The sequence below is a fragment of the Acinetobacter sp. S-1 genome (assembly GCF_059579785.1).
Genome location: NZ_CM184207.1, coordinates 1,149,943 through 1,167,909, shown reverse-complemented (window position 1 = coordinate 1,167,909; position 17,967 = coordinate 1,149,943). Strand labels below are relative to the sequence as shown.

The following is a 17,967-nucleotide window of genomic DNA, read 5'->3' as shown; positions in this document are numbered from 1 at the left end:
TGTGAGAAATATCAATTTTCCCCCTTTAAAAGCCATTTATGAAAAATGATAAATATCAAAACAATAAGATAATTTTTAACCTTAGGTCTAATCGTTTAGAGGTCTATATTTATGATCTAAAAACCACAATTAATAATGATTATTATTTACATTTGGAGCCAACTTGGTTATCGTAATGAATAGAGAGACTACATCTATATCAATTATTACGCTCTATAGTAATCATGAAGCTTGGGTTATATGTATGACAAAAATTGCAGAAAAATCGAAACAAGAATATGGCGACTTACTAAAAGAAAAAGACCATTTACAAGATATGGAACAGCTTGAGATGACTATCGTCTCAATCCATACGCCATATCCGTCCATTGTAAGAATTCAAGGAAAAATCAACACATTACAGCCAGAGCTTTGGCAAGCTCCTAATTTGGCAATTCGGTTAATTGTGAGCAATCCGCCAGAGGGACAACCCATCTCACGCGTCTATACGGTCCGTTCTTTCAATCCTGTAAACGCTCAAATCGAAATTGATTTTGTTAAACATGAAGATTTAAGTCCAGCAATGGAATGGCTTAATTCGGCTCAAGTGGGTACAAAAATCGGGCTTATTGGCCCCCGCCCTCATTTCATTCCAAATTTCATACATAAAAAACATGTGGTCATGTTTGCCGATGATACGGCTGTACCCGCGTTATATTCGATACTGAATGAATGGGAAAATGGCGTAAGTGCGGATATTTTTATTGAAAGTTTTGAAAAAGATATTGCTAGCCAATTACCCCATCATGACCATGTTAAAATTCATTCTTTCCATAAAGAACATCACACGCCACAAAAAGGTCTTCTTTTAAAAGCAGCATTTGCGCTAAAAACTTATGACAATATTACGATTTGGGCGGCTTGCGAACGCAAAGAAGCCAGAGCTTTACGTCAGTTTTTTCTAGAAGACAAACAGTTTAATAAAAATGACGTGCGTATTGCTGGCTATTGGAGAGATGGCGTATCAAGTTCAGAACTAGACATACTCCGTGCTCAACATTATCAGAAACATATTCAGCAAGGTAAGACGTTGAATGAATATGATGACCTTGATCTAGCAAATTAAGATCAACAATCATTTGAATAAAGCCTGCCTTCAAGGCAGGTTTTTTTATGGGTCAACATACATCTATAAATATAAAGCTATACGACCATATCAATTATGCAACGACATGTTGCAGTTAACCTATTTTTTAGGTCCACATAGAACATTACTATATTTCTCAAGAGATAAATAAAAATTTGGGAGATTAGATCATGAATGCTTATCTACATCGTAGTGAAGATCGAGGTCATGTAAAAGCAGGCTGGTTAGAGTCTTATCACAGCTTTTCATTTGGTAGCTGGTATGACCCTAAATATATGGGTGTAAGCGCTCTACGTGTAATTAATGACGACCAGATTGATGCACATAATGGTTTTGGTACGCACTCCCATGACAACATGGAAATCTTAACTTGTGTGCTAGATGGTGCAATTTCACATCGCGACACAATGGGAAATGAAGGCCAGATTAAAGCAGGTGAATGGCAACTTATGAGTGCCGGCACAGGTGTGGCCCACAGTGAAATCAACAACACTGATACGCCTGTACATTTACTACAAATCTGGATTATTCCTGATGAAAGAGATGCAGAGCCAAATTACCAGCAAATTAATCTTGACCCGCGTAAAGATCCAAACAAATGGCATTTAATTGCAGGGCCTGATGCAAATGCACCAATGCATATTCGCCAAAATGCAGAAGTAAAATCTGCAGTATTGGAAAAAGGACATGAGTTAACTGTTGATACGGTTAAAAAAGTGAACTATGTGCATGTGATTTCAGGTGTAATTCGCATTGGCGATCAAGAAGTTAAAGCAGGCGATGCTTTAGTTTTTGAAGATAAAGCGACAATTCATGCAACTGAAGACAGTCAATTTATCTGGTTCGATTTACCTTAAATTATCAAAAGCCCTTTGCATAAAAGGGCTTTTTTTAATCTCCCCCGCCACCACCGCCATCACATCCGCCTGAATCTGAAGATGATGATGAACAGTCATTTGAATAACTAGAGCTATGATGATGACTCGGACTATTATCGTGAAAATGATGTGTTGAAGCAGATGAATGATCATGCTCACCAGATGGTGAATAATTTTTTAAATTTCTGAGTAGTGCGATTAAACAAATGAGCCCAATACTAGAAAAAATGACTATGAATATAATAATAAATAACTTCAAATAACGACCTCCTAGATCAAGCTACAGAGATGCTTGTTGTGTTCCCATTTATTATATGAGTCATGTTTAATAAACAAGTTGTTTTTTTGATAAATAAAAGTTGCATTAAACCAACCCCGCCAAAAAACAATCCAGCGTCTTTTCTCGCTCAATTGCCACATCCGAGCTTAAAAGTTGAATGATTGTGCCTTCAATCATATATAAAAATAATTTGGCATCCTGAAAAGTCGCATCATTTTTAAGTGTTCTCAGCTGGCTATAGATTTCATTGATGAGCCACGTTCTATATCTCACTGCGGTGATATAGGCTTTTGGATAGATGAGTTTCGTTTCAAAAATTGCTTTAAATAATAAATAGTACGGCCCTTCTACATCGCTATGTAAGAAATAAAGTTTCTTAAGTTTATCCTTAACGTTTGTACTTTGATCGTACTCAACAATTGAGACTACTTTTTCTTTTAAGCGTTCTTTTTGCACGATCAGACAGATTTCTATAAATCGCTCTTTAGAATGAAAGTAGTTATAAAAAGTTGCTTTTGGAGTGTGAGACTCTTTCACGATTCGGTCGATGCCCACTGTGTGAAATCCGTGATGGTGAAACAAATGAATCGATGTATTAATAATTTGGATCGTACGTGTTGAGAGAACTAAATTTGGCATATTTTTACCGTTATAAATTCTTGTTGTTTCTAAACGAGATACTTTTTTTGGGAGAAAAAAAGGCATAGCAAAGCCGTAAGACTGTGCTTGGCACATCTCAAGTTTTATAGTTAATGCAAGTTTTTTGAGCCGTAATGACTTAAAGCCTGAAAACCCTAAAGGTCATCAAGCTGCTTTAAATTTTTAAGTTGTGTCGTTATAGCTTTTGGCAAAGGCTGCCAAGAAATTATGAATGTGCAAAGCCAACTCCTTTTTATTGGGAGTTCTGCCAGACATTTATAGAATTATGGTGGCAGAACGAAAGGGGGTTAGCAGACTGGCCGAAAAAACCCAGCACACCCGAAGGTGTCCCCCTCCCGTTCCACCGTAGAGGGGGCACGAGGGTTCGTCACTAAAAGAATTAACTTTTAATGCTTTTCGGAACGGTCTGCTAAAACCGACTGGCAATGTGGCCAGCAGGCAAAGGATAGTGCTCTACCCTTTACCAGTCAAGCACACAAAATGACATTTGTTTTAAATTAGATCATTAAAAAGTAAGGATAAATAATGAGATAGTTATTGTTAAAAGGGGGTTTTTGGGGTGTGTTGAGTAAAGACAAGCATAGAAAGCAAGTAAATAAAGCTAAGCATGATAAAATTAAGGTTTTAACAAAAATGAATAGCTAACTCTTCTGGTATTGTGTGGCTACTGTGTCGACTATTGAAAGGATAATAAATGGAATACTGCTTTACTACTAATTTTGATTTATTAGAAATATTCAAGGTTGTCACTCCCTATTTAATGGGCTTCATTGTTTTTATAATATGGTTTTTTCAAAAAGGTAAGGAAGTTTTTGCTAATGAATCTAAAGAAGCTATAAAAGATTTATTAGAATTATCTGTAATAAACTTTAGCATTGTATTGGAAGGTTCAAAAAGCAAAACTGAATTAGAAACAAAATTAATAAACTTTAAAGAGACATCTGAAAGAGCTCATAGAGCTATGCTATTTATAAACAGAAAAAAAGATAAAAAATTAGAATTATTATTAAAAAACTATTTTATATACAAGGAAAGTGTATATCACTCTATTAATAATGTAGTTAGAAATTCAGATGAAATGCAAATAGTACAATTTTTGCAATTAGAAGCTACAAAGCAAAATACGTTAAGACTGGACAGATGCACTAATGAATTAATTAGTATTTTATATCCATATTCAATATACAAAAAATTCTTTTAAATACATATGAATTGATCATTTTTACTTTTATAATCTTATAAAAATCCCTCAGCTACTTTTATTATAAGTAAATTAAAAAAAGGATAAATAAGGCAAGAAAGTAAAAATAGCTTGGATTTTTTTACAATGTATTGATATAACTTAAGAAATCAAAAATTAATGAGTAAACTTATGGAATTAGAAACAAGATTAGTATTTATTGATACATGTGCTTATCAAAACAAAAATTTTCAATTTGGTGACCATATACTTCAAAAGCTTCAAAATCTATTGGAAGAAGACAAAATTCAACTTCTAATTACTGATATCACAAAGAAGGAAATTGAGGAACATCTTCTAAAAAAGTCAACACTAGCAATTAAAAAATTAAATGACTATATCCATGCTGATGGAAAGATATTACGAGCAACTCCAGAGCTATCTATCCATTCTATTTTTGATAAAATTACTAAACATGACGTATTTAACAACATCAACTCAAAATTTAATGAATTTCTTGAGTCTCCACATATAGAAAATATTTCAATAAAAGATGTGAATCCTGAAGTAATTTTTAATAAATATTTCGCGAATGAACCACCATTTATAAGTGAAGCAAAAAAACATGAATTTCCAGATGCTTTTGTTCTTGAAGCTGTAAAAGACGTTGCGAAATCAAGACATCTAAAGATCTATATCATAAGTACCGATGGTGATATGAAAGCATATGCTGAAAAAGATGAAAATTGCATTCATCTCAACTCTATTGATGAATTAGTCGATTTAGTGTTACGAAATGACCAAGAGCTTTTAGAACCAATCACTTTTGCAGATAATGTATTCTTAAGTTTAGAAGACAAAATAATACAAAGAGCGAAGCGTACTTTAGAAGAATCTCAATTCGAAGTAGAATTTGAAGGTTATGAATATCTTGATGAGGAAGTCTACGATTTAGAAATTGATAAAATTGTTATCGCCAATAAAACTTTGATTGAGATTACCGAGGAGTCAGCTGAATATGAAGTAGAATTTGAAGTCGAGTTGACCGCAACATATATGCTACCCGATTATGATAGCTCACCATGGGACCCAGAAGATAAGGTTTATGTATTTCTTAGGAAGAATAAAATTACTAAAACCCATAAGCAAAAATATTCTGCAAATATAGATATTATTTATTCAGAAAGAATAAAAGCAAATGCTGAAATATCTGATTTTCACTTTCAGGACTCAGTGTTTATCTTAACTGAAAAGAATTCAGAAATTATTCCAACAAATCCAGCATATGATATGTTTGAATAAATTAAAAAGATTATTTATAATTTTTTAAAATAAAAAATAGGGCTACGTCTAATAGCCCTAAATCCTCTCATTTAATTTTTTATAATGATTTCAACTTTTCTAAATTTGTAAAAGTTTTTAGATCGAATGTAGCAAATGCTCCATTCCATTTCGGAATATATGGATTAGAATAACCATACCCTCCTTCTTGATTAATATTCAGTATATCTTCTATAAATTGTAGATCTTTAACATTTAAAACATTCTTAATTTCTTCAAAATAAGATGCTCGTTCAGATTTTACAAAAACTCTTAAAGGATGATGCCTATGTCCTGAAATATAGAAAGAAGCATGGGGCCACCATACGTATTTATAAAAATCACTTCTACTTGAAAGCTGTGCTAATGATTTAATATATAAAAATGTATCAGCCTCACAAATTTCGTCAAAATTAACAACTCTATTATCAGTATAATCCTTTAAAAGATCACCCAAAGGTGAATAACATCTTTGTTTTAATTTATTTTCGATAAAACTGTATTCTGGGGGATTAAAAATTTTGAATGTTGTATATTTCTTTTCGGATGAATAACGATAATGAAAATTTTCTGGCAACATATATAGCTCATCAAGAATCTCTTTAAGCTCATTAAATTGCTCATTTTTAATTAAAATTGTTACGAGTGAGAGAAAAATTTGATAATTAATAAAACTAAATAACTCTATATCTGCGATTAAACGCCCAGGTTGATTTGGAACTACTGTTAATAAATTTAGAAGGTTTTCAAGAAAACCACGGAAATGCTTAAAAATCTTCGGATCATTAGAATGGATACAAACGGCTTCAACAATTTTTTTAAACTCATATAAATGAGGTTGGAAATGTTCTAATTTTTGCTTAAAAACTTCCTCGATTACACTATCATCTTTAGAAAGAGCAAATTTAGGTAATTCAGAATAAAGCTTATCTAAATATTGCTTTACCAAGCTACTAGCATTACTTTTCCCCTTCTCAACAGCATCTAATGCCATTTTAAATTGAGTATTTGTAAATAAGACAACCTCATCATCCTCTGCCACAATAAAACTTGGGACAGCTCCGAGATTTTTTGGCTTTTCATATTTATATTTATCAAATGCCCATCGTACTAACTTCTCATATTCATCTGCATATTTATCAGAATTCGACAAATCAACATGTAATCTTCCCGCATAAAAAGTGGGCTTAGATGCATCAGGTTCTGCAATTACAGCAACAATTTTATTTTTATCTCGTTTACTATAAAGCTCATGAGATAAAATTGTGGATTCTGTGCCCACCCCGCCATGTCGACCATTTGCACGATCCGTATATTTACTATCAATGATCATAATAATTTTTGTTATAGACGGGTCGTTAACCATGCTTTCCATGAAAGCAATCGGATCATCCCCTTCGCGCAGTTCCCATTTATCTAATGCAATATCAATACCATCCTGCATTAAGTTTTCAGCAAGATCCAATACCCATTGTTCATGTTCAGGACTTGACCAACTATAAGATATAAATATTTTAGGAGTTTGAATTGGCTGCATTTTATTTTCTCTAATCTGTAACTTATTAATAATTAAAGTTGATTTATTATAATATAAAATAATTTATTAAATTTATTTTCTCTTTAATACCTAAGTGTTATTGCTCTTTAAAACTAGCTTTTTAATGCTTTCAAAAATTTAGAGCCTCCACCACGGAAAGGCTAGCTTTCAATTAAATACTTATACTATTCATAAGATACTTAAGGTTATCCATAAATTATATTTAGCAATAAAAAAGCCCTAAACCATTATAATTTAGGGCTTTTTTAGTCATGTAAAGCTATTCGAGTTTATATGACTTTAATATCTTGGTAGGTATATCCAATACCAAACAAATTACTAATTAATTGATAATTCTATATTTAAAAAATTAAAAAATTTCAATGATACAAGCCATGATACAAAAATACTTCTACTGTCTTTGCTGTAGCTTTATATCAACATCTATCTTCTCACTTTAATTTAAGAAACAGCTAAATTTTAGAGGTTACAAAGGTTACTGAGGTTACAGCCTTATGTAGCAAGGCTCTCATGGCGTAACCTTTTGAAAAATTGAAAAGGTTACAGATTTTTGAGGTTACATATCAATTTCATAAAAAACTTAAATCTATATCGAGAAACACTTCACGAAGCTATATCTATCCATGATAAAAAATCATTCGTTCTTGAAAATAAATCCGTTGAAGCGAATCGTACATTTCACCTATCTTGATGCTGGATTAGTCAGGGAGAACTACAAATGAATCAGTGGAATTATTCAAATGCCAGAGCACAACTTACCATGATTATGGATCAAGCTGTCGCTGGGCATCCTGTAGAAATTACTCGAAGAGGCCGAGAATCCGCAGTAGTTATTAGCAAAGCATCTTATGAAGCTTACAGACAAGCTGTCTATGATGTTGCTTACTATAAAATTTCAGCATCAAAAGAAAATTCAGAAGCTTAAAGCCTCTCTAAAAAAACCTCTTTATTCATGCAGCAAGGTTCCATGAAGCTCAATATTTCTTTAATTCAACTTGGTTCCTTGTTTGCATTTATCTCTGCATTTCTATTTAGCAGTAAAGCCATTTTTATTAAACAGGCATATAGCCTTACTTCGTCATTAGATGCCATTACTCTAATGGCTATCCGTATGGGAGTTGCTCTACCCTTCTTTTTAGTAATCTGTTGGTTTTGTCGCCATCAAAATCGCAATATCAAGCTAAAAGATATTCTATATTTACTTTCAGTTGGTTTATTAGGTTATTACATTTCTAGCTGGCTCGATTTCTATGGCCTCATGTTTATTACGGCGTCATTAGAGCGAATAATTTTATTCTTATATCCGACTATGACCGTTTTAGCATCGAGTTTTATCCTCAAGCAAAAACTAAGTTCAAAAACAATATTTGCACTGATCTTAAGTTATGGCGGAACAGTTCTAGTTATGCTCCAAGAGCAAAAAATGCTTCCAGACCAACATAACTTCTGGTTTGGAGCAAGCTTAGTATTTGCCAGTGCTGTTGCTTTTGCTTGCTACCTCTTACTTACCCCGCCATTAATCAAAAAATTTGGTTCATGGAACTTAACAGGACTATCTTTATCTGCAGCTTGTATTGGTACACTTATACATTTTCTAGTTGTAACTAGTCATCCTGTACAGCTACTTACCTCTTTACCTATACAAGTTATTTGGTACGGAATCTGTTTAGGTTTATTTGTTACGGTTTTACCCACCCTCTTATTAATATTAAGTATAGAGTACGTAGGCGCAACGCAATCTGCTATTATTTCATCCATTAGCCCAATTGTTACTATTCTTTTTTCAGTCTTTCTTTTAGGCGAGTATTTAAATACAATCCAGTGGCTAGGCTGTTTTCTTAATATTTTTGGTGTGATGCTTATTGCACTTAAAAGAAAATAAAACTAATATTTAAATTATAAAAAATATATTTTAAGTATTTTCATTATCTATTTTTAATGATGATAAAAAGTCATTAACTCATGATTATTTATCGTGCTCGACTAACTATTAAAGTGCCCATTTAAAAATTATGATTAATTTTTTAATCGGGTCTATCGTATGAGCCGTCAAATCTCAACCTTAATCGGTGTTCCTGCTTTGTTACTTTGGTCCACTTTAGTTGGCTTACTCAGGCTTTCTACAGAAATTTTTGGTCCTATCTATACTGTGACTTACGTATACACCATCAGTGCTATTATTTTATTCTTAACATATGGCCTACCCGATTTAAAAAAGGTTTCAAAGAAGTTTCTTATTCTATCTAGTTTGCTTTTCGTTGTTTTTGAATTATGTTTTGCCTTTTCAATTACTCTAGCAAATTCATCAGAAAAATCGATTGAGATGAATATTATTTTTAATATGTGGCCAACTCTAATTATTATTATGTTGGCAGTATTAAAAGAAGAAAAAGTAAATTTAATGACAATATTAGGAGTGGTTATAAGCTTTTCGGGCATAGTTGTAATTAACTATCATCCAAACCTAAACTTTATTGATAACTTTTTAAAAAATCCGATTAGTTACCTACTCATTTTTTTAGCATCTATACTTTGGGCGGTCTATTGTATCTACACCAAAAAGCAAAGTAATGGAACTAACGCTGTTTCGCTTTATTTTATCTTAACTGCAATAGCTTTATGGATTCTTACTCTCTCTACTCAAGGTTTCAACCTACCTCATACGCATGGAATTAACGGCTACCTGTTTGTCTTTATCAATGCTGTTTTTTTCTCTATGGGGTATCTAGCATGGAATATTGGCATTATCAAAGGCAATATGCCTGTTTTGATTATGCTTTCTTATTTTTCTCCAATTTTCTCATCGGCATTTTCAGCTTTTGTTTTGAACTCCGATTTAACAATCAATTTTTGGTACGGCGCATTAACGGTTACTTTCGGATCATTGATCTGCTGGTTCTCAATTCGAAAAAACCATATTCAACATAACCAAGCGAAATTAGCTTCTTAATTTCTTAGTCACAGCCATCGTATTTTGGCTGTGACTTTTTACTTTTATCAAACTTTATCAATCAAACGTGTAACACCATTCACAATCATATCGACTGCGATTGTTCCAATTAATAAAGCAGCTAACCGTCCTACAATATCAAAATAACGATCAATATATTTGGCATGGCTATAACGTAAGTGATCATGAGAAAATTTCATTGCTATCAAAACACTACAACTCAGAAATAGCACTAAGGCAATCACTATAGCGGCCTCTACAAGAGACATACTCATGCCTGTCACTACAGCTGCACTAATTGTTCCTGGACCAATCATAAAAGGCATAGCGACCGTCCCAGCCAAATGTTCAGGCGCTCCTCGCATTTCACCAATGGTATCGGCACCCTGAAATACATATCGATATCCAATCACTAGAAAAATCAGGCCACCAAAAATCTGAAATGATTCAAATCTTACATTTAAATACCGATTAAAAATTGCTTCTCCACCCCACGCAAATAAGAGAAAAACTGCATATGCAATGAGACCTCCTTGAATCAAAGCTTTATTAAATACTTTAGTATCTGTATGACGAATTAGTCCGATCATATAGATACTCATGAGGAATGGGTTAAGTAGTGAGAAAAACAAAATAAATGTACTAATAAAGGGTGATGACATTTTTATGATCCCTAAATGACTTCAGGAAGCTTTTAAACTTCCTGAAAATTGATAAATGAAAAACCTGTGCAAACTCTTAAAAGCTATAAATCAACATGAGATTTAAGAGTTTGTTCCATTTCCCATCATCGCCTGCTGCAAGAGAACTACCATTGCCGCCAACAAACGGATCATTTTTACTCATCACATATTCGGTATATAAAGAAATATTTTTATAGTCCCAAGCCACGCCAACAATGTTGCGCTGTGAGTCATCAAATCCATTTTCTTTCTTGTTAAAACCACTAAAAACAACATACGGCGTAACATTGAGTGAATCTTTAACATTCTTAAAGACATAGCTAGTATCAACCGTATAGAAATAGCCCTTGTTCGCAATGTCGTATTCGCCGTCAAAAGAACCAAAAGTTGAGCTAGCTGGACTCAATGCATCTTTATTACTAATCGACTGCCGCCCTCCAGTAAGCACGACATTCAGATTTTTATAGTTAATACGGTTAAATAGCACCCATGTATTTCTCGTACCATCAGCAGAAGTTTTTTTATTCTCAATGTCTGAATACCAATAACTTCCCCCAACCGATACCTTGAGATCATCTGTACTTAAAAACTTAAGATCTTGATCTACACGTGCCATCCACATGTTTTTTTCATTAAGGTTGGTTTTGAGTGGATCAGATGAGGTGACAACATTAGCCGTATAACGCGCTGAGTCTTTGCTAGTCCCGTGATAGTTACCGCCATCAGTTGCGAAATAAGCCAAATCCACTTTAGTCGCAGACGGTAATTCAAAGTGATAGTTTGCTCCTAGATTAGAAGCATCCTGCAAACCCATAGTGTTGTTAATACCAGCGTAAAAGCTGCTATCCCAAAAACGACCTGGTCCAAAAGGAATGGGTTGCACACCTACAGTAATATGATCTGTTGCGTTTAAATGGTAGCCAGCATAGCCATAAACTAGAGTCGAGAAATCACAGAATTTATCGTATTGATAACAACGATATTCGACTTTTCCAAACCAGTCGGGTGACTCATAACCTAGTCTTAAAATAGCTGCATCAAATTTTATTTTCTGGTCTGATGCAGACTCGCCGTAATCCTTATCTTGATAATTCCCACGTAAAGCACCTGAAATTGTTAAAGCACCCGTATCACTTTTAGGATCTCCAAAAGTTACTCCGGCAAAAGCAGGTAATGCCATTCCAACCGAAATTAACCCAAATCCAAGTGTTAAATAGACTTTGCTCATTTACAAATCCTTGTTTAAATGAATATTTGCAGAAAACCTTTCCTATCCTCTGCTTATTTTTTTCAGACAACACTTCCCTGTTCAGGAGAAGCTCCTGAAATTTAAAATTTTCGTTAATTCACCTTAGCCCTTATTCAGGGCTAGGTACTCATAAGAATAAAGCGACCCACATCATTCTTTTCCTGAACAATATGGATCGCTTTTGTTATGCAATTCCGTGCAATTCTTTCCAGTTACCTGGATGTACTACGTAACCAAATACTGCATGTCCACCATAAATTAGCTCGGTTCCTTCAGGAATCCACAACATTTGTCCTGGACGAACTTCATATTTGTGACCGTTAGCAGTAAGTTCAAAACAGCCTTCAATTACAAAAATGACTTCGTCATAAAGTAATTTCCAACTTACTTCCGCGCCTTCCCAGCGTGCAAAACCAATACCCATGTTTGGGGAAACATCAGCTCCTAATGCTCTTGCCACATAAGCTGTACCGTCTGGTGTTTCGCCACGTAAATTAAAATCTAGGTGAGCACTATCAACCAACTTTACTTCTTTCATTTATTTCTCCCGCTTACAATTCACTACGACTGCGCCATTTTTCAAATCTAATACGTGTTCTGACACCTAAACCTAAGAACGGTTCTGGTGGATTTAAGCTAGGCATACCAGTGACATACTGAATATCTTTTAAAGCTTGAGAATCTGAACCAACAACGAGATCAGCCAATAACGTTCCTGAAATTGTGCCCCATGCTGCTCCTACACCATTGTCACAAGCACTCGCATAAACGCCATCTTCTAATTCACCAAAGAAATTAGTGAAGTTACGAGAAATAGCGTAAACACCACCCCATGTATGGGTAAATGGAACATTCGCCAAATCTGGATAACGATCTAAAAATGCTTTGCGATGATCTTCTTGTATCCAACGACGATTATCATCATTTATGTTTGCACCGTATTTAGGCACGTGTTTATAAGTGTTACGGATTAAGATACGGCGATCAGCAGTCATTCTTAATGTTGTTCCTGCATGATCGGCTGGAGTAAGCCCCCAATCTAACTCACCACGATAAACTTTCATTTCTTGATCAGTTAATGGACGTGTCCAGCTCGCAAAAGTCATGACTGGTAATAAACGGTTCTTCAAGTAACCAAATTCACGCGTAAAAATACTCGTCGCAAGTAGGACTTTAGGTGTTGTGATTGACCCTTCATCGCCTTGTAAAAGCCATTGGTTATTACTTTTTTGCAAACTACGAATTGGAGATTGCTCTAATAGCTCAACGCTGTCTGGCAAATGGTCACTCATACCGCGTACTAAAGCTGCTGGTTGCATCAAATATGAACCAGGAGTAAAAATCGCACGGCTATAAAAATCTGTACCTAATACTTTTTTGAGTTCTGCTTTTTCAACCCAACGATATGGTTCACCTAAATCTTTCATTAGGTGCTCAAAATGATTGAGATGTGCCTCACCACGTTCGCCCACAGCTCCTTGATATTTACCAGCAGCAGACCATTGGCAATCAATACTATGGCGCTCTACCAAGCCTTGTAATTGGGCAATTGCCGATCGGTTCAGACTCAATAACTTTTGTTTATGTGAAGGGTCTGGATGTGATAAAGCAAATTTATGCGGTAAATCAATTACAAACCCTGAGTTACGCCCTGAAGCACCTTCGGCTACACGTTGTGCATCCACTAAAATAATACGGGCATTCGGTTTGAGTTCAGCTAATCTTCGAGCTGCTGCTAAACCTGCAAAGCCTGCTCCGACAATGGCATAGTCAGCTTTTTGTGGACCTATTAACTTTTTAGCAGGACCTGCTGGAGGTAATGCCGCATACCAACCACAGGTACTATCATCATTTGGTAAAGCAATCATTTTGTTATTCCCTTAACTTAAACTGTGGATGGACACGAATTTAGTTTTTCAAGCCACTCGCTACGATGGTGCTGCAATTGGCGACCAAGTAAGGCAAAGCCTGTTAATTTGCCTTGTTCATTGTAAAAACCAGCAGCTAACTCGCCGTCATGTTGTTCCACTTTCCACTCACCTGTTCCCGTTGCTGGCAAAATAGAAAGCGGCAAAATTGGTGTTTTTACTAAAACTGGTGTTGACTTCAAATCCGCAGCAGTTGACTGACCTAAAAGGTTATTAACCAAAGCTGGTAATGCTTGGGTGATTGGATTGATATAAGGTGCCCACTGGCCATTCACTTCTGCACAATCACCTAAAGCAAAAATCGCAGGATCACTACTACAGTGATCAAGTCCAGTACAAATACCACGTGCTGTTTCTAGACCGGCTGCTTGAGCAAGTGCAATATTTGGTCTCAAACCCACGGCACTTAATACCAAGTCAGTTTCAAATGATTGACCATCTTGGAGTGTTAACTGGTAACGACCATTTGCAGATTGAATAGAACGGATACTATTTTGTAATTTACACTCTACGCCTAACTGGCTTAGAGCATTTTGGAGAGCATGACCTAAAGGTTCTGGAATAAGACGTTCCATTGCCCATTTACCAAGCCCGACAACTGTAACTTTGATACCATGTGCAGCTAAATCATTGGCAAATTCACATCCGATGAGACCATCACCCAGAATTGTGACATGCTCTTTATTAGATAATTGCTGACGGAAACGACGATAATCCGCTAGATCATTTACGCTTAGAGTTGACGTCGAATCACCATCAATTGGAATTACAACTGGTGTTGCCCCAGTAGCGAGTACGAGTCTACCGTAAGGATAATCACCAATAGTGGTTTGAAGCTTCTTATTGGCACGGTTAATATGAGTTACTTTTGTATGTGGATAAACGCGGATATTTAAACGTTGTTCCCAACTTAGAGCAGACTCACGAACTAAACTATCTCCGTCTTTACCTAATGCTAAAGCATTAGATAAAGCTGGTTTACTATATAAAGCACCATCATCAGCAGTAAATACGGTAATAGACAAGTCTGGAGATTGTGCACGTAAAGTCGAAGCAACTTGATAACCAGCATGGCCGCTACCAATAATCACAACTGGTTCAATAACTGCAGCGGCTGCTACTTGAGGGATTTCGTCCTCTTCAATGTCTGTAATATCAAGCATTTCGAAATCAGCTTTACCCACCTGACACTCTGGACACATCCAGTCATCTGGAATATCTTCCCATTTTGTTCCTGGTGCTATCCCGTCATCTGGCCAGCCTTTAGCTTCATCATAGATCCAGCCACAGACAATACATAACCACTTTCTCATCTTGTCTATTTCCCTTATTTCTTACAAATTACACGCTATGTTTCAAACGGATACCGATATTGCGAGTTTGAACATAACTGTAGATGGCTTCCTGCCCTTTTTCGCGACCAAAACCAGATAAGCCCACACCACCAAATGGTGTTTCAATACCACCAGCAAACCATTCGTTAATAAAGACTTGGCCAGCAATAAGACGGTTTGCTACTCGAAGTGTTTGATTCAGATTTTCACCAAATACACCTGCAACAAGTCCAAAGTCTGTACCATTTGCGATTGCAACTGCCTGGTCTTCGTCATCGAATGGCATGATCACCATTACAGGTCCAAAAACTTCTTCTTGAGCAATCGACATGTCATCTTTTGCTTCAATAATAGTTGGCAGGACGAAATAACCTTCTAGATCTGCAGCTTTCCCACCCGTTAAAACATTGGCACCTTCTTCACGTGCCTTATCAATCATGGCAAGAATCTGTTGTTGCTGATTTTTAGATACAACTGGAGTAAGTTCAGCATTACTTTCGCCAATACCTACTGTTAAGCTCTCTGCAAGATTAACAACAGCTGCTTTAACTTCTTCATAGCGACTGCGGTGCACCAATAAGCGAGACATCGCTGAGCAAACTTGACCAGAGTTATAGAAAATTCCGACTTTAACGCTACGTAGTAATTGCTCAAGATCAACATCAGCAAAAGCAATTGCCGCTGACTTACCGCCTAATTCCATGACTGAAGGTGTTGCACGTTCAGCCGCATCTTTCAAAATGCGTTGACCTGTCGGCACTGAACCAGTGAAAACAATCTGGTTCGTATCTTGATGTTTAACTAGATGAGTACCAACTTCTGAACCTTTACCACAAAGTAAGTTCACTGCACCTTGTGGGAAACCAGCTTTCTCAATAGCTTTGATGAGTAAAACCATTCCTAAAGGTGAAACCTCAGGTGACTTAATTACAACCGCATTACCAGCAGCTAAAGCAGGCGCTAATGAGCGTGCACAGATCGAGACGGGAAAGTTCCAAGGTACGATTTGAACCGATACACCCATTGGAATATATGAGGTGAAATCCACATAATCTTTACCTAAAGGTACCGAGATACCTTCAACTTTATCTGCCATACCCGCGTAGTATTCAAAATAGCGAGCTGCTTCATCGAACTCTTCGCGTGCTGTATCAACATTTTTGCCATTTTCACGGCATAGGATTAATGCACCCTCTTCAGCAATTTCACGAATTGCTTCTGCGGCTTTTAACATCCACGCTGTACGTTTTGCAGGACGCACATCAGTCAAAGCACCGCTATTCACACAACGACGTGCTGCTGCCATCGCGGCATCTGCATCTTCAACGCTTGCACGCGCAACTGTTGCAAAAGCTTTATCGGTTGCTGGGTTGATAACTTCCAATTGGCGAGAAGCATCTCGCCATTGGCCATCAACATAGTTAAGGTAATGTTGCATATTATGCCTCCAATGCCGTTTTAGCTTGGGTTGCTAACCATTTTTGGAAGAAGTGAGTTGGTAAATCCATCTCTGGTGAGAAAACCCCTCCGCCAAAACCAGGTGAGTGACGACCCTTTTGCATGGTTTCAACGGCAAATACATCTTCAGCAAATACAACTTTCCATGATTCTAAAGTCGCTTCACGACATGCATCATATTTAGCGTCTAGTGATTCATCACCAACGTAATACAAGCGTAGTTTTTCAATTGTTTGTTCTGGAGCGATTGGATCAATCATCATTGCAAATGCATGATCCGCTTGAATACCTAACAATACGTTCGGGAACACTGCTACATATTCAGCATGGCGAAGTTGATCTTCTGGCCAGCTTGGGAATTTTGGTAAATGCGTACCTGCCGTAGCAGACAAGTTATATTTATAACTGCCCTGACCAGCAAAGCGATCTTCGAACATAATGTTGTAGTGATCTTCAAGTTTTGAATATGTATTTAGCGCTGGATGTACCCAAGGTAAGTGATAAGCTTCGCAATAGTTTTCAACTGTAAGTTTCCAGTTACTATTTACAGGTAACTCAAAAGTTGAACCTACTTTGCTATTACGAATAAGCTCTAGACCATTTTCGCCCAAGAAAGGCTTCCAACGTTCAACTAGTGGTGCAATGTGCTCTTCAAAAGCTGCTGCATCACCAGAGATATTGACGAAAACCATATCCATCCAGATCTCTGAACGAAGAGCTTTTAAACCATGTTTTTCACATTTAAAACGTTCATCTTTATGTTGGTTAATTCCACCAATATGTGGAGTACCCTTTAAGTTACCGTTTAAGTCATAACTCCAAGAGTGATATTGGCAACGAATCACACCTTCAATAGTGCCTTCTTGTTGCACCAAAATCATACCGCGATGGCTACAAACGTTATGGAAAACTTGGATTTCCCCTTCACGGTTGCGCATCATGACCAAAGGCATGCCCATGAAGTTAACAGGCTTTACATAGCTCTTTTTAGGTAAATCAGAAGCAAAGCCAACACACACCCAAGTTTTACTTAAAATATTGTCGCGTTCAAAATTAAAATATTCGCTACTGGTATATGCTAAATTTGGCATACCATTTGATTCAGTAATTGGGTTTAAAACATTATCGACTTGCTGAACCGTAATTAATTGCTGGCTAACTCGACTATTCATCTGAGGATCTCCATATATTTAAAACTAACGCAGAACTCCCTGCGTTGAGATGATTTGCACTCTCTGCGATTTCTTTACAGATTGTGTAAAACCTAATGGCGACAGACAAACGACTTTTTAGAGGGGTATTGATGAGTTTTTATCATGCATCCTAAAACTTGCTTTCCCTTCGATAATTTTTAAATGTATTA

General features: G+C 36.2%; 17 protein-coding genes and 1 pseudogene. 7 read left to right on the top strand and 11 right to left on the bottom strand.

What is annotated here, in order from left to right; translation table 11 throughout:
• The first annotated feature begins 244 nt into the window (after positions 1-244).
• Positions 245-1,105, top strand: a complete 861-nt coding sequence (locus AC52J8_RS05600) for a siderophore-interacting protein (protein WP_086399834.1) — start codon at positions 245-247, stop codon at positions 1,103-1,105.
• Positions 1,106-1,296: 191 nt separating this feature from the next.
• On the top strand, positions 1,297-1,983 hold the full coding sequence (locus AC52J8_RS05595; RefSeq protein WP_086399833.1) for a pirin family protein: 687 nt from the start codon (positions 1,297-1,299) through the stop codon (positions 1,981-1,983).
• Between the two features lie 34 nt (positions 1,984-2,017).
• Here AC52J8_RS05595 and AC52J8_RS05590 read toward each other — a convergent pair whose 3' ends face one another.
• Both AC52J8_RS05590 and AC52J8_RS05585 read right to left on the bottom strand, forming a co-directional pair.
• Positions 2,018-2,263, bottom strand: coding sequence for a hypothetical protein (locus AC52J8_RS05590; RefSeq protein WP_078225176.1), 246 nt, complete (start codon positions 2,261-2,263; stop codon positions 2,018-2,020).
• 105 nt (positions 2,264-2,368) lie between these two features.
• Positions 2,369-2,923 (bottom strand): TetR/AcrR family transcriptional regulator, encoded by a 555-nt coding sequence (locus tag AC52J8_RS05585; RefSeq protein WP_086399881.1) that lies wholly within the window; start codon positions 2,921-2,923, stop codon positions 2,369-2,371.
• Positions 2,924-3,638: 715 nt separating this feature from the next.
• Here AC52J8_RS05585 and AC52J8_RS05580 point away from each other — a divergent pair.
• Both AC52J8_RS05580 and AC52J8_RS05575 read left to right on the top strand, forming a co-directional pair.
• Positions 3,639-4,145 carry a hypothetical protein gene (locus AC52J8_RS05580; RefSeq protein WP_069123787.1) on the top strand — a complete coding sequence of 169 codons (507 nt, stop codon included), beginning with the start codon at positions 3,639-3,641 and terminating at the stop codon, positions 4,143-4,145.
• A 171-nt stretch (positions 4,146-4,316) separates the two neighbouring features.
• Positions 4,317-5,426: a PIN domain-containing protein gene (locus tag AC52J8_RS05575; protein ID WP_069123789.1), complete on the top strand. Its 1,110-nt coding sequence runs from the start codon at positions 4,317-4,319 to the stop codon at positions 5,424-5,426.
• 79 nt (positions 5,427-5,505) lie between these two features.
• Here AC52J8_RS05575 and AC52J8_RS05570 read toward each other — a convergent pair whose 3' ends face one another.
• Positions 5,506-6,981: a toll/interleukin-1 receptor domain-containing protein gene (locus AC52J8_RS05570; RefSeq protein WP_069123790.1), complete on the bottom strand. Its 1,476-nt coding sequence runs from the start codon at positions 6,979-6,981 to the stop codon at positions 5,506-5,508.
• A gap of 739 nt (positions 6,982-7,720) precedes the next feature.
• Between AC52J8_RS05570 and AC52J8_RS05565 the strand changes: the two genes are divergently transcribed.
• The 3 genes from AC52J8_RS05565 to yddG all read left to right on the top strand — a co-directional run bounded on the left by AC52J8_RS05565 (position 7,721) and on the right by yddG (position 9,952).
• Complete coding sequence (locus AC52J8_RS05565; RefSeq protein WP_086399831.1) at positions 7,721-7,927, top strand: type II toxin-antitoxin system Phd/YefM family antitoxin; 207 nt, start codon at positions 7,721-7,723, stop codon at positions 7,925-7,927.
• Between the two features lie 42 nt (positions 7,928-7,969).
• A complete protein-coding gene (locus AC52J8_RS05560; RefSeq protein WP_197738978.1) occupies positions 7,970-8,884 on the top strand; it encodes a DMT family transporter in 915 nt (304 codons plus the stop codon).
• Between the two features lie 159 nt (positions 8,885-9,043).
• Complete coding sequence (gene yddG / locus AC52J8_RS05555) at positions 9,044-9,952, top strand: aromatic amino acid DMT transporter YddG (RefSeq protein ID WP_086399829.1); 909 nt, start codon at positions 9,044-9,046, stop codon at positions 9,950-9,952.
• Between the two features lie 47 nt (positions 9,953-9,999).
• Here yddG and AC52J8_RS05550 read toward each other — a convergent pair whose 3' ends face one another.
• The 8 genes and pseudogenes from AC52J8_RS05550 to AC52J8_RS05515 form a co-directional block, all read right to left on the bottom strand.
• Entirely contained in the window at positions 10,000-10,614 is a 615-nt protein-coding gene (locus AC52J8_RS05550; protein WP_086399828.1) for a MarC family protein, read from the bottom strand.
• Between the two features lie 76 nt (positions 10,615-10,690).
• On the bottom strand, positions 10,691-11,863 hold the full coding sequence (locus AC52J8_RS05545) for a hypothetical protein (RefSeq protein ID WP_086399827.1): 1,173 nt from the start codon (positions 11,861-11,863) through the stop codon (positions 10,691-10,693).
• Positions 11,864-12,068: 205 nt separating this feature from the next.
• Positions 12,069-12,422 carry an ethanolamine utilization protein EutQ gene (locus AC52J8_RS05540; RefSeq protein WP_086399826.1) on the bottom strand — a complete coding sequence of 118 codons (354 nt, stop codon included), beginning with the start codon at positions 12,420-12,422 and terminating at the stop codon, positions 12,069-12,071.
• Positions 12,423-12,435: 13 nt separating this feature from the next.
• A complete protein-coding gene (locus tag AC52J8_RS05535) occupies positions 12,436-13,752 on the bottom strand; it encodes an NAD(P)/FAD-dependent oxidoreductase (protein WP_086399825.1) in 1,317 nt (438 codons plus the stop codon).
• Positions 13,753-13,769: 17 nt separating this feature from the next.
• A complete protein-coding gene (locus tag AC52J8_RS05530) occupies positions 13,770-14,975 on the bottom strand; it encodes an NAD(P)/FAD-dependent oxidoreductase (RefSeq protein ID WP_496538913.1) in 1,206 nt (401 codons plus the stop codon).
• Positions 14,964-15,125: pseudogene (locus AC52J8_RS05525) on the bottom strand (rubredoxin); the annotation flags it as partial. The gene AC52J8_RS05530 and the pseudogene AC52J8_RS05525, both read right to left, overlap by 12 nt.
• Before the next feature lie 28 nt (positions 15,126-15,153).
• A complete protein-coding gene (locus AC52J8_RS05520; RefSeq protein ID WP_086399823.1) occupies positions 15,154-16,584 on the bottom strand; it encodes an aldehyde dehydrogenase family protein in 1,431 nt (476 codons plus the stop codon).
• Between the two features lies 1 nt (position 16,585).
• Entirely contained in the window at positions 16,586-17,776 is a 1,191-nt protein-coding gene (locus AC52J8_RS05515) for an aromatic ring-hydroxylating oxygenase subunit alpha (RefSeq protein ID WP_086399822.1), read from the bottom strand.
• Positions 17,777-17,967: the final 191 nt, after the last annotated feature.